Genomic DNA, 12826 nt, shown 5'->3' with positions numbered 1-12826 from the left:
GGAGGGGTATGATGACAGTAGTAATTGGATTAACGGGAGGTATTGCAAGCGGAAAAAGTACAGTATCTCAAATGTTTCGCGAGCTCAGTATACCAGTTATTGATGCAGATATTATTGCACGAGAAGTTGTAGAACGAGGAAAGCCAGCATATAACAAAATTGTAGAAGTGTTTGGAACGGAAGTATTACAAGAAGATGGGGAACTGGATCGGCCGAAATTAGGAAGTGTCGTTTTTTATAATGAAGAGAAACGATTGCAGTTAAACAAAATTGTTCATCCTGCAGTGCGTGAGGAAATGAATAGGCAAAAGGAAATGTACATAAAAGAAGGTATGCAAGCGGTTGTGTTAGATATTCCTCTCTTATTTGAAAGTAAATTAACAAGTCTCGTTGACCGCGTTTTAGTTGTAGCAGTTAAGCCACGTACGCAATTAGAACGTTTAATGAAGCGAAACGATTTTTCAGAAGAAGAAGCAACAGCTCGTATTCAATCTCAAATGCCGTTAGAAGAAAAAGTGAAACGTGCAGATGAAGTGATAAATAATGATGGCACAATTATGGGAACGAAAACACAATTACAGGTGATTTTAAAGAATTGGAACATTATTGACTAAAAAATTGTGAAATTAATGAAAATGCTTAGTGACATATCCCCTTTTTGTGTTATACTATTATTGGGATTGGAGATAAATAGTATAACGCATTCAAGGGGGATAACATATTATGACTCGTGTGGCAATTAATGGATTTGGACGTATTGGGAGAATGGTATTTCGTCAGGCAATAAAAGAAAGCGCATTCGAAATTGTAGCAATCAATGCAAGCTATCCATCTGAAACGTTAGCACATTTAATTAAATATGATACAGTTCACGGCAAGTTTGACGGAACAGTAGAAGCATTTGAAGATCACTTATTAGTTGATGGGAAAATGATTCGCCTTTTAAACAACCGCGATCCAAAGGAATTGCCTTGGACAGATTTAGGTGTTGAAGTTGTAATTGAAGCAACTGGTAAATTTAATTCAAAAGAAAAAGCAATTCTTCACGTTGAAGCTGGAGCGAAAAAAGTTATTTTAACAGCGCCTGGTAAAAATGAAGATGTAACAATTGTAGTAGGTGTGAACGAAGACCAATTAGATATTACAAAACATACTGTTATTTCAAATGCATCTTGTACAACAAACTGTTTAGCACCTGTTGTGAAGGTGTTAGATGAGCAGTTTGGAATTGAAAACGGTTTAATGACGACAGTTCACGCTTATACAAATGACCAAAAAAATATTGATAACCCACATAAAGATTTAAGAAGAGCACGTGCTTGCGGACAATCAATTATTCCGACAACGACAGGTGCTGCGAAAGCGCTAGCAAAAGTTCTTCCACATTTAAATGGAAAACTTCATGGTATGGCACTTCGTGTACCGACACCAAACGTGTCTCTTGTTGACTTAGTAGTAGATGTAAAACGCGATGTGACAGTAGAAGCTATTAACGATGCATTCAAAACTGTTGCAAACGGTGCGTTAAAAGGCATTGTAGAATTCAGCGAAGAGCCTTTAGTATCTATTGACTTTAATACAAATACACACTCAGCTATTATTGATGGTTTATCTACAATGGTAATGGGTGATCGTAAAGTGAAAGTACTTGCTTGGTATGATAACGAGTGGGGCTACTCTCGTCGTGTTGTAGATCTTGTAACGTTAGTTGTGGATGAATTAGCGAAACAAGAAAATGTGCAACATATTTAATTGAATAAGGGGAGGGCAAGTGAATATTTGCCCTCTTTTTTTTATTTTTTTCTGAAAAGGAAAAAAATTATATAAGTATATTTTTAGAAGTGGACATACCACGAAACGTTGAGGTTACTGTATTCGTGAATCATTTATTTTTTTTAGGGAAAAGTAAAGAGGAAAATATGACAGAAAATCGAAAAAACTGTTGTTGCAAAATGAAAATAAACAAAGTATACTAACACTCGTAAACTTAAGAGCTGAGGTACGTAGTCACTACTTAAAGGGTTAGGACCTCTCTGGACTAACTTTCCCCCGTGGTAGTGGAGCAAGCCAAATTGCAAATTAGTTTTCAATTCGAACAGTTAGAATAAATTTACAAGGGGGAACTGTAGAATGGATACTATGGATACGATGGGTCGTCACGTGATCGCTGAACTTTGGGATTGCGATTTCGACAAGCTTAATGACATGCCGTATATTGAACAATTATTTGTGGATGCAGCACTAAGAGCTGGTGCTGAAGTGCGTGAGGTGGCTTTCCATAAATTTGCACCACAAGGTGTAAGTGGAGTAGTAATTATCTCGGAATCACATTTAACAATTCATAGCTTTCCGGAGCACGGTTACGCGAGTATTGATGTTTATACTTGTGGGGATCGTATTGATCCAAATGTTGCTGCAGAATATATTGCAGAAGGTTTAAACGCGAAAACGCGTGAGAGCATCGAGCTTCCTCGAGGCACTGGTAGCTTCGAAATTAAGCAGAGAGAAACAAAAGCTCTTTAAAAAAGAACATAATTGATTTAAAATGTAAAGAGGTGTATAATGCACCTCTTTTTTAGTTTGAAAAAAAGGAAAAATATGACGTGCTCGTTAGTTGAATGAATTGAGCTCTTGCGAATAAGTTAACGCCCTATTCTAGCATCTTATTTTTGGAACCGAGATGATAACATAATGCGTTTAAACTTAAAGTGGTAAGAGAGTTAGAATGAGTTATATAATACTGTATATATATTGTCAGATGAAGTAAGTAGAGAAAAATAAAGAGTATAGTGTAAAGGAGTGAATATATTGCGTTGTCCATCCTGTTCTCATAATGGTACAAGAGTGTTAGATTCGCGTCCGGTAGACGAGGGGCGCTCTATTCGAAGAAGGAGAGAGTGTGAAAGCTGTTTAAGCCGCTTTACGACATTTGAAAGAGTGGAAGAGTCACCTCTTATCGTTGTAAAAAAAGAAGGAACACGAGAAGAGTTTAATAAAGAAAAGATTTTACGCGGCTTAATTAAAGCGTGCGAAAAAAGACCAGTATCTTTAAGACAATTAGAAGAAGTAACTCAAAGTGTGGAACGTGAACTTCGTAATTTAGGTATATCAGAAGTGAAAAGTGATATGATTGGTGAAATTGTTATGGAAGAACTACGTGATATCGATGATGTTGCTTACGTGCGTTTTGCTTCTGTATATCGCCAATTTAAAGATTTAAATGTATTTATTGAAGAATTAAAAGATATACTGCAAAAAGAAAGAGAGTAGAATCTGTATTGTATTCTCTTTACATACCGTAAATAATGAGATAAGAGAGCTAGAAGCGAAAGCTAATAGCTCTTTTTCGCTAATAAATTATATAGTGAAGATTGGATGAGAGAAAGGAAAAGCAAGAATGGAAAAACAGTCATGGATGGAGCTATTGCCGATTGATCGTTATAAAGTAAGTGCGAAAGGGTTACTGCATAATTACGACCGAAAAGTGTTAACGATGTTATATCAGCCGTTAATAGGTAGTAGAGCTTTTAGCTTGTACATGACGCTATGGGGAGAGTTAGATCAAGATCGTGTGTTTGGAAAAGAGAATACGCACCATTCCCTTATGGTGACCATGCAAATGCAACTTCCCGAAGTGTATGAGGAACGAGTAAAGTTAGAAGCAATTGGGCTTTTAAAAGTATATATTAAGAAAGAAAAAGATATTCGAATGTTTATATATGAGCTGCAACCACCTTTATCCCCGAAGCAGTTTTTTGATGATATTGTTTTAAGTATCTTTTTATACAATCGATTGAGTCGGACAAAATATAATCAAGTAAAACAATATTTCTTAGAAGAAGAATTTGATTTTGTATCGTATGAAAATGTTACGCGTTCTTTTAATGATGTATTTGGTTCGTTTAATCCAGGACAGCTTGAGCATGCGCAAGAAGATCTTCGTATTCCAAAAGCGACAGTTATGCCAAGTAATGAAAAGGGAGATGCTCCAAAAGTTTGGAATGATTTCTTTGATTTCTCCTTATTTGTAGACGGCTTGTCCGCTCTTGTTCCTAAAAAGGCGATTACAGATCAAGTGCGAGAATGTGTCATTACACTTGCTTACGTGTATGATGTAGATGTGTTATCGATGCAAAATATCGTTCTTGGTGCGGTGACAGAGATGCAGACAATTGATATCGAAAGGCTTAGAAAAGGAGCGCGTGATTGGTATCAGTTCGAAAACGGTCAAGCGTTACCTGTATTAAGTGAAAGAGTACAGCCTCACGCTGCACGTATGATGAAAGAAAAAGAGCCTACATCGCAAGAAGAGATGTTAATCAAACAGTTAGAGGAAATCTCACCAAAGCAACTATTGAAAGAAATCTCTGGCGGTGCAGAGGCGACGAAGGCTGACTTGCAAATTGTTGAAGATGTAATGATGAATCAAAAGTTAACACCAGGTGTTGTGAATGTACTTATTTATTACGTTATGCTACGCTCAGATATGAAACTTGCGAAAACGTATGTGGAGAAGATTGCTGGACATTGGGCACGTAAAAAGGTCGGTACAGTTGCTGAAGCAATGGCATTAGCGAAAGAAGAAAATCGTCAATATCAAGAATGGGCTGAGACGAAGAAGAAAGGTCGTACATCCAAGAAAACAGTACGAAAAGAAATGGTACCAGATTGGCTGAAAGAAGAGCCGAAAGAACAAGAGAAAGAAACTGTGAAAAAAGATGTAAGTGCTGAAAAAGGTGCAAGTACGTTAGAGGACGAACGAAAACGATTAGAAGAAGTGTTAAAAAAATATAAGCGTGATTAATAGAAGAGAATGAACGCTCTTTGAGGTGAGAAAATGGAGCATATTCAAAATTCATTTGCAAAGTTAATGGAAAATGAAAATTTTAAAAATAGATATGAAGTATTAAAGGCGGAAGTAATGGCACATCCGCGTGTGAAAGAATTTATAGACGAACATAAAGGGGAAGTAACAACGTCTATGATTGAACGCAGTCTTGTGAAATTATACGAATATATTGGACAAAGTGTAGGTTGCGCGGATTGTCCGGATCTAGGTTCGTGTAAAAACATGCTGCAAGGATATGAGCCAAAGCTCGTTATCCAAGGGAAGATGATTGATATTCAATATGATCGTTGTGTTAGAAAAGTAGCATATGACGAGAGGAAGAAATATGAAAAGCTCGTTCAAAGTGTATATATGCCAACTGATATTTTACAAGCAACGATGGAAAACTTAGACCCTTCAGATTTAGATGCGCGTATTGATGCGATTGGTGCAGCTAATGAGTTTTTAAGTACATATGAACCTGGTAAAAAAGTACAAGGTTTATATTTGTACGGTAAATTTGGTGTAGGGAAAACGTATTTGTTAGGAGCAATTGCGAATGAGCTTGCTCGAAAGAAAATAAGTTCGATGCTCGTATACTTCCCTGAATTTCTACGTGAAATTAAAAGTTCGATTCAAGATAATTCAATTGGGGAAAAGATTGATGCGGTGAAACGCGTACAAGTTTTAATGTTAGATGATATTGGAGCAGAAGCGATGTCAAGCTTTGTGCGTGATGATGTACTCGGTGCAATTTTGCAATTCCGTATGTTAGAAAACTTACCGACGTTCTTTACGTCTAACTTTGATTTTAAACAGCTAGAACATCATTTAACATATACGCAGCGCGGTGAAGCGGAAGAAATGAAAGCAGCTCGTATTATGGAGCGAATTAAATATTTAGCGAAACCAATTCCAATTGGCGGGAAAAACCGTCGTCATAAGTAAAGAGTAAGCTGAGAAGCTTGCTCTTTTTTTCGTAGTTAAACGCTTTTTAAAGTAGTCGAATGATAAAATGAAAAGTTCTTATTGAAAATTCCTAGTAGCTTGTATCATTTTTTTCTCCCTCCCTTAATATATATAAAATTAGCAAGCCATATCGAGTGGATTTTCTAACGATAGGAAATGTAATTCTACTAAGAGTGAACTTTCACGCGGGACGGACTCTTATAGGATTTGTAACGTATAGATACAATCCTTTAGAGCAGGGATAAAAGGGGGGACAAAAGTGATTGAAATTTGCTTCGAAGAAAAAAATGATGCTATGCATGTATATAGACAACTACTGAAAAGAGCGGAACTGTTATATAAGGAAACGAGTGTGTATTTACAGGAACAAAAAGTGGTGATTCACATACCAGTATGTGAATCAAATTATATTGAAAAGATTTTATTGCCGGTAATGGTATATTTCATTGTGAATGTGAAACAAAATGAGTGGATATATACAATCTTAAAAGAGAAGTTTTTTTATGAAGAAGAGGAAGAGTGTCATCAAATATTGCATATGGCACAAGAGATTTTAAAAGGGAGAAGAAAAGGAATTGCTCGTGAATTAACACGTCACACATTTGAATCATATATTAAATCCTCTTTAAATAACTGGCTTTGTGATCCACTTTCATTCTCGTTTTCATCATATGTTCGCTTTCGTCTTCGTACATATAGGGAAATGGTAGCTAAGCTTGCTGAAGTGGCAATTGATGAGTATAAGTTAGAACAAGAATATCAAATGTTTATTGAAACGCTCCGGCAACAAGTTCGTAGCCGGAAATCACGTTTGTCATGTGTGCATCTTATTTTTGATGAAAGTTTTATTTTCTATGATGATAAAGGTAGACGTTTAAAACAAGAGAAATTGGTTCAATATATAGATGAAGACTTATTAAAACAAAAGGATGTATATATTGATACGAAAGTAATTGCACCACTTCTTTCTATTTCGCCGAAAAAAATTTATTTATATACGAAAGAACAAGACCATAATATGATTATTACTTTGCGAAATGTATTTCAAGAACGGGTACAATTACATGGATTACATGAGTTTGAGCGCAATGTGAAAAATTTAAAAAATAAAGGTAACGCCCTTGATTTTCTAAGTTTTTGAGCATATAATTACCTACATAAATGAAATATATTGAAATGTCATGATGAGGACATGAGTAGTTTTCTACGATTTTCAGAGAGGGAAGCCTTAGGGTGTGAGCTTCCTAGTACGGGATTATTACTTACCACCTCTAAACTTTAGCAGTGAACGGTTTTTCTAGTAATTGCTAACGGACAACACCGTTATGTTGAACTTGAGCAATTAACAATTATGTTAATTGGAACAAGGGTGGAACCACGAATTCAACACTCGTCCCTTTTTACGGGATGAGTGTTTTTTATTTTGAGAAAAAGAGGAGTGACCAGTGATGGCAGATGTAGTTAAAATTACTTTCCCTGATGGAGCTGTGAAGGAGTTTCCAAAAGGCGTAACAACTGAAGAAATCGCAGCTTCTATTAGCCCAGGCTTAAAGAAAAAAGCTGTGGCTGGAAAATTAAATGATGAGATGATCGATCTTGTTACACCAATCGAAGAAGATGGTGCAGTTTCTATCATTACATTAGATTCTGAAGATGGCTTATATATTTTACGCCACTCAACAGCTCACCTTTTAGCACAAGCGTTAAAACGTTTATATAAAGATGTTAAGGTTGAGCTTGGCATTGGTCCAGTAATTGAAAATGGCTTCTACTACGATATTGATATGGAAGAAGCAATTACAGTTGAAGACTTCAAGAAAATCGAAAAAGAAATGCAAAAAATTGTGAACGAGAACTTAGAAATCGTTCGTCATGAAGTACCACGTGCAGAAGCAATTCGTCGTTTTGAAGAAATCGGCGATGAGTTAAAATTAGATTTAATTAACGATCTTCCAGAAGATGCAGTTATTTCAATCTATGAGCAAGGCGAATTCTTCGACCTTTGCCGTGGTGTTCACCTTCCATCTACAGGGAAAATTAAAGTATTTAAATTATTAAGCGTTGCAGGTGCTTACTGGCGCGGTGATAGCAATAATAAAATGCTACAACGTATTTACGGTACTGCATTCGTTAAGAAAGCAGAATTAGATGAGCACTTACGTATGCTTGAAGAAGCGAAAGAGCGCGATCACCGTAAATTAGGTAAAGAATTAAAACTATTTACTAATAGCCAAAAAGTAGGACAAGGTTTACCACTTTGGTTACCAAAGGGTGCAACAATCCGCCGCATTATCGAGCGTTACATCGTTGATAAAGAAGCAAGCTTAGGCTATGATCACGTATACACTCCAGTACTAGGAAGCAGAGAGCTTTATGAAACTTCTGGTCACTGGAACCACTACCGTGATGGTATGTTCCCATCAATGGAAATGGATAATGAAGAGTTAGTTCTTCGTCCAATGAACTGTCCTCACCACATGATGGTTTATAAAAACGATATTCACAGCTACCGTGAATTACCAATCCGTATTGCGGAACTTGGAACAATGCACCGCTATGAAATGTCAGGTGCGTTATCTGGATTACAACGTGTACGCGGAATGACTTTAAACGATGCGCACATTTTCGTACGCCCAGATCAAATTAAAGAAGAATTAAAACGTGTTGTAAACTTAACTCTAGAAGTGTACAAAGATTTCGGTTTAGAGAACTACTCATTCCGTCTATCTTATCGCGACCCAGCAGATACTAAAAAGTACTATGCTGATGATGAGATGTGGGAAAAAGCACAAGGTATGTTAAAAGAAGCTATGGATGAAATGGGTCTTGATTACTATGAGGCTGAAGGTGAAGCGGCATTCTACGGTCCAAAACTTGACGTTCAAGTTCGTACTGCTCTTGGAAAAGACGAAACACTTTCAACTGTACAATTAGACTTCTTACTTCCAGAACGCTTTGAACTATCTTACGTTGGTGAAGACGGTAAACAACATCGTCCAGTTGTAATTCACCGTGGTGTTGTATCTACTATGGAACGTTTCGTAGCCTTCTTAATTGAAGAATACAAAGGTGCATTCCCAACTTGGTTAGCTCCAGTTCAAGTACAAGTAATTCCAGTTTCTCCGCAAGTACATTTAGACTATGCGAAGAAAGTACAAGACGAATTACGCCGTGCTGGTATCCGTGTTGAATTAGATACTCGTGAAGAGAAAATTGGTTACAAAATCCGTGAAGCACAAATGCAAAAAATTCCGTACATGCTTGTAGTAGGTGACAATGAAGTAACTGAAAACGGCGTAAACGTACGTAAATACGGTGAACAAAAATCAGAAACAATCGCATTAGATGCTTTTGTTGATATGATTAAAGTAGAAGGAAAACGATAAGAAAAAGCCGCGGTATACCGCGGCTTTTCTATGTAATATGAGTAAGAAAAATTAGAAAAAAAAACCATGTAACACTTATCATAAAAAAGTATTGCAAGTATGTTAGTTGTTTGTTACAATATTTCTTGTTGTTAGTAAAACACATCGCGTCTTCTTGACAGACGTCATGTCCTATGATAAACTCATCAAGGATAATAGAATATTGTTTTGTGGAACAAGTAGAAGCACCCGCTTCTCACCTGATGGACGCATTCGCAGTTTACAGGTAAATGTATTTCTTACTTAAGATTTTACAAGTGTGGGTGTCGTATGCCCGCACTTTTTTTGTCGGGTTCTATGACTACAAACTATGTTCTGAGAAAACCTTGGAGGTGGCTTACTATTAGCAAGGATATGATGATTAACGAGCAAATTCGTGCACGTGAAGTACGTTTAGTTGGCGCAAATGGCGATCAACTTGGAATCAAGTCTCGTAATGACGCTTTAGACTTAGCTGCAAATCTTAATCTTGATTTAGTATTAGTTGCTCCAAATGCGAAACCGCCAGTATGCCGCATTATGGACTACGGTAAATTCCGCTTTGAGCAACAGAAGAAAGAAAAAGAACAGCGCAAAAATCAAAAAGTAATTAGCATGAAAGAAGTTCGTTTAAGTCCAACAATTGATGAACACGACTTTAACACAAAACTTCGTAATGCTATCAAGTTTTTAGAGAAAGGCGACAAGGTTAAAGCGTCAATTCGCTTTAAAGGACGTGCCATTACTCATAAAGAAATCGGTCAACGTGTTTTAGATCGCTTCTCAGAAGCTTGTGCTGAAGTTAGTACAATCGAATCTAAGCCTAAAATGGAAGGACGCAGTATGTTCTTAGTTTTAGCACCGAAAAACGATAAGTAATAGATAGAGGAGGAAATACCTATGCCTAAACAAAAAACTCATCGCGGCGCTGCAAAGCGTTTCAAAAAGACTGGATCAGGTAAACTGAAACGTTCTCACGCTTACACAAGCCATTTATTCGCTAACAAATCTACAAAAGCTAAACGTAAACTACGTAAAGCTGGTGTAGTAAGCGCTGGTGACTTCAAACGCATTCGTCAAATGCTTGACAACTTAAAATAAGTTCGGCTGATATATAGAACAATTAGGAGGTAATATTATGCCAAGAGTAAAAGGTGGTACAGTTACTCGTCAACGTCGTAAAAAAGTAATTAAATTAGCAAAAGGTTACTACGGTTCAAAAAATACATTATTCAAGGTTGCTAACCAACAGGTTATGAAATCTCTAATGTATGCATTCCGTGACCGCCGTCAAAAGAAACGTGACTTCCGTAAATTATGGATTACACGTATCAACGCAGCAGCTCGTATGAATGGTCTTTCTTACAGCCGCTTAATGCACGGTCTTAAAAATGCTGGCATCGAAGTTAACCGCAAGATGCTTGCTGACTTAGCTGTTCATGACGAAAAAGCTTTCGCTGAATTAGCAACAGTTGCAAAAAACAACATTAACTAATTAATTAGTTGAAACCTTAGAAGATTTTTCTTCTAAGGTTTTTTGTTTGTATACAAAGAGAGAGATGTCGTTATTGATATGACAAAACCTATATAAAAGCTATAGCAATATAGAAGAATATACATATGAAGTCAGGAGAATCCTTCTGGCTTTTTTTTATTATGCCCCTTTGGAAAGAAGAGTATCTTTCCTAGGTGAAACGACACTGCTATAATGGAAAGATGATATGGAACTTTCATCAGATAAAATAACATTTTCATTAGTGGACAATACACAAATAATGATTACCTATCACCAATCGGAGTGAACAATCTAATCGTGATGATTGAAACGTATTTGTAAATTAAGGACAAGCTATTTTGTAAAGAGGTAAATGGCTTACTTATTAATAAGAAATGAAAAATAATAATGAACTTTGAAATGAAACAACATTGTTGCGTAACATGCGATGTTGGAGGAGGACAATAGAGTGGACTTACTACAACTATTTAAATTACAAAAAGAATTAGATGACCGTATTGCGAAAGAACATGACTTACAACCGAAAAAATTGTTAAAAGAGAAAATGTTAGCTCTTCTTGTAGAAATTGGAGAACTTGCAAATGAAACACGTTGTTTTAAATATTGGAGCAACAAACCAGCATCAGAACGTGAAGTCATACTAGAAGAATACGTAGATGGTTTACATTTTATTTTATCAATCGGAATTGATTTAGGGATTGATAAAAACTTCCTATTCTATAAGTGTGCACAGACGAATAAAACACAAGTAGAAATTTTCTTAGACACATATGCGAAGGTAATTCGTTTTACAGATCAACCATCTATTACGAACTATATTGAATTATTTACAAGCTACCTTCGACTAGGACAAGCGCTTGAGTTTGAACAAGAAGAGATTGAAAAGGCATATTTAGATAAAAACGAAGTAAATCATCAGCGTCAAACACAAGGATACTAAGTTAATTTTTGAATATTTCAATTTCCTTTTGTATAATGAAGTGACTGAAGAAAAAGGAGGGTGTTGGCAATGACAAAATTAGACGAGACATTGACAATGCTAAAAGAATTAACAGATGCACGTGGTATTGCGGGTAACGAGCGTGAACCACGTGAAGTAATGAAGAAATATATTGAGCCGTTTGCGGATGAACTTTCTACTGATAATTTAGGAAGTTTAGTTGCGAAAAAAGTAGGGGAAGAAAACGGCCCGAAAATTATGGTTGCAGGTCATTTAGATGAAGTTGGCTTTATGATTACGCAAATTGATGACAAAGGTTTCCTTCGTTTCCAAACAGTTGGTGGCTGGTGGTCACAAGTTATGCTTGCACAGCGCGTAACAATTGTAACGCGTAAAGGAGATGTAACAGGTGTTATCGGTTCAAAACCACCTCATATCTTACCTCCAGAAGCGCGTAAAAAGCCAGTTGAAATTAAAGACATGTTCATCGATATTGGTGCTTCTAGCCAAGAAGAAGCAATGGAGTGGGGCGTACGACCAGGAGATCAAGTTGTACCTTACTTTGAATTCCAAGTGATGAAGAATGAAAAAATGTTACTTGCAAAAGCATGGGATAATCGAATTGGTTGTGCAATTGCAATTGATGTATTAAAACAATTAAAAGATGAAAAGCATCCAAACGTTGTATATGGCGTCGGGACTGTACAAGAAGAAGTCGGTCTTCGTGGTGCAAAAACATCTGCAAACTATATTAAACCAGATATCGCGTTCGCAGTAGATGTTGGTATCGCTGGTGACACACCTGGTGTAACATCAAAAGAAGCGCAAAGTAAAATGGGTGATGGACCACAGATTATTTTATATGATGCTTCTGTTATTGGTCATACAGGTTTACGTGACTTTGTAGTTGATGTTGCTGATGAATTACAAATTCCATACCAATATGATTCAGTAGCGGGCGGTGGAACGGATGCAGGTGCCATTCATATTGCTGTAAATGGTATTCCGTCTATGGCCATTACGATTGCAACGCGTTACATTCATTCTCATGCGGCAATGTTACACCGTGATGACTATGAAAATGCAGTGAAGTTAATTGTAGAAGTTATTAAACGTCTTGATAAAGAGGCAGTACATAACATTACATTTAATTAATAGAAAAAGCGAAG

At 36.6% G+C, this 12826-nt stretch carries 13 protein-coding genes and 2 other annotated features; all 13 genes read left to right on the top strand.

The window, feature by feature from the left end; all coding sequences use genetic code 11:
- The first annotated feature begins 11 nt into the window (after positions 1 to 11).
- The 13 genes from coaE to ACTFRN_RS09855 all read left to right on the top strand — a co-directional run bounded on the left by coaE (position 12) and on the right by ACTFRN_RS09855 (position 12812).
- Positions 12 to 614, top strand: coding sequence for a dephospho-CoA kinase (gene coaE / locus ACTFRN_RS09915; RefSeq protein ID WP_000219318.1), 603 nt, complete (start codon positions 12 to 14; stop codon positions 612 to 614).
- A 109-nt stretch (positions 615 to 723) separates the two neighbouring features.
- Complete coding sequence (locus ACTFRN_RS09910) at positions 724 to 1752, top strand: glyceraldehyde-3-phosphate dehydrogenase (RefSeq protein ID WP_000198972.1); 1029 nt, start codon at positions 724 to 726, stop codon at positions 1750 to 1752.
- A gap of 387 nt (positions 1753 to 2139) precedes the next feature.
- Entirely contained in the window at positions 2140 to 2523 is a 384-nt protein-coding gene (gene speD, locus ACTFRN_RS09905) for an adenosylmethionine decarboxylase (protein WP_002003660.1), read from the top strand.
- Between the two features lie 285 nt (positions 2524 to 2808).
- Positions 2809 to 3270: a transcriptional regulator NrdR gene (nrdR, locus tag ACTFRN_RS09900; protein WP_001203687.1), complete on the top strand. Its 462-nt coding sequence runs from the start codon at positions 2809 to 2811 to the stop codon at positions 3268 to 3270.
- A gap of 127 nt (positions 3271 to 3397) precedes the next feature.
- Entirely contained in the window at positions 3398 to 4804 is a 1407-nt protein-coding gene (locus ACTFRN_RS09895) for a replication initiation and membrane attachment family protein (protein ID WP_000415018.1), read from the top strand.
- Positions 4805 to 4837: 33 nt separating this feature from the next.
- Positions 4838 to 5776, top strand: a complete 939-nt coding sequence (gene dnaI, locus ACTFRN_RS09890) for a primosomal protein DnaI (protein ID WP_000400101.1) — start codon at positions 4838 to 4840, stop codon at positions 5774 to 5776.
- 280 nt (positions 5777 to 6056) lie between these two features.
- Positions 6057 to 6938, top strand: a complete 882-nt coding sequence (gene ytxC / locus ACTFRN_RS09885; RefSeq protein ID WP_000569618.1) for a putative sporulation protein YtxC — start codon at positions 6057 to 6059, stop codon at positions 6936 to 6938.
- A 31-nt stretch (positions 6939 to 6969) separates the two neighbouring features.
- Positions 6970 to 7198 (top strand) — a binding site (T-box leader).
- Between the two features lie 47 nt (positions 7199 to 7245).
- A complete protein-coding gene (thrS, locus tag ACTFRN_RS09880) occupies positions 7246 to 9183 on the top strand; it encodes a threonine--tRNA ligase (protein ID WP_000786083.1) in 1938 nt (645 codons plus the stop codon).
- Positions 9184 to 9393: 210 nt separating this feature from the next.
- Positions 9394 to 9514, top strand: a sequence feature (ribosomal protein L20 leader region).
- A 62-nt stretch (positions 9515 to 9576) separates the two neighbouring features.
- Positions 9577 to 10080 carry a translation initiation factor IF-3 gene (gene infC, locus ACTFRN_RS09875; protein ID WP_000973214.1) on the top strand — a complete coding sequence of 168 codons (504 nt, stop codon included), beginning with the start codon at positions 9577 to 9579 and terminating at the stop codon, positions 10078 to 10080.
- A 21-nt stretch (positions 10081 to 10101) separates the two neighbouring features.
- Positions 10102 to 10302 carry a 50S ribosomal protein L35 gene (gene rpmI, locus ACTFRN_RS09870; RefSeq protein WP_001125945.1) on the top strand — a complete coding sequence of 67 codons (201 nt, stop codon included), beginning with the start codon at positions 10102 to 10104 and terminating at the stop codon, positions 10300 to 10302.
- A gap of 37 nt (positions 10303 to 10339) precedes the next feature.
- Positions 10340 to 10696, top strand: a complete 357-nt coding sequence (gene rplT, locus ACTFRN_RS09865) for a 50S ribosomal protein L20 (RefSeq protein ID WP_001138362.1) — start codon at positions 10340 to 10342, stop codon at positions 10694 to 10696.
- A 469-nt stretch (positions 10697 to 11165) separates the two neighbouring features.
- A complete protein-coding gene (locus ACTFRN_RS09860; protein ID WP_000365050.1) occupies positions 11166 to 11657 on the top strand; it encodes a dUTP diphosphatase in 492 nt (163 codons plus the stop codon).
- Between the two features lie 69 nt (positions 11658 to 11726).
- Positions 11727 to 12812, top strand: a complete 1086-nt coding sequence (locus tag ACTFRN_RS09855) for a M42 family metallopeptidase (protein WP_000163568.1) — start codon at positions 11727 to 11729, stop codon at positions 12810 to 12812.
- Positions 12813 to 12826: the final 14 nt, after the last annotated feature.

The organism is Bacillus cereus group sp. MYBK245-2 (assembly GCF_051916145.1).
Lineage (GTDB): Bacteria > Bacillota > Bacilli > Bacillales > Bacillaceae_G > Bacillus_A > Bacillus_A pacificus.
Note: the sequence above shows the minus strand (reverse complement) of the source record. Positions and strands in the feature narration are given on the sequence as shown.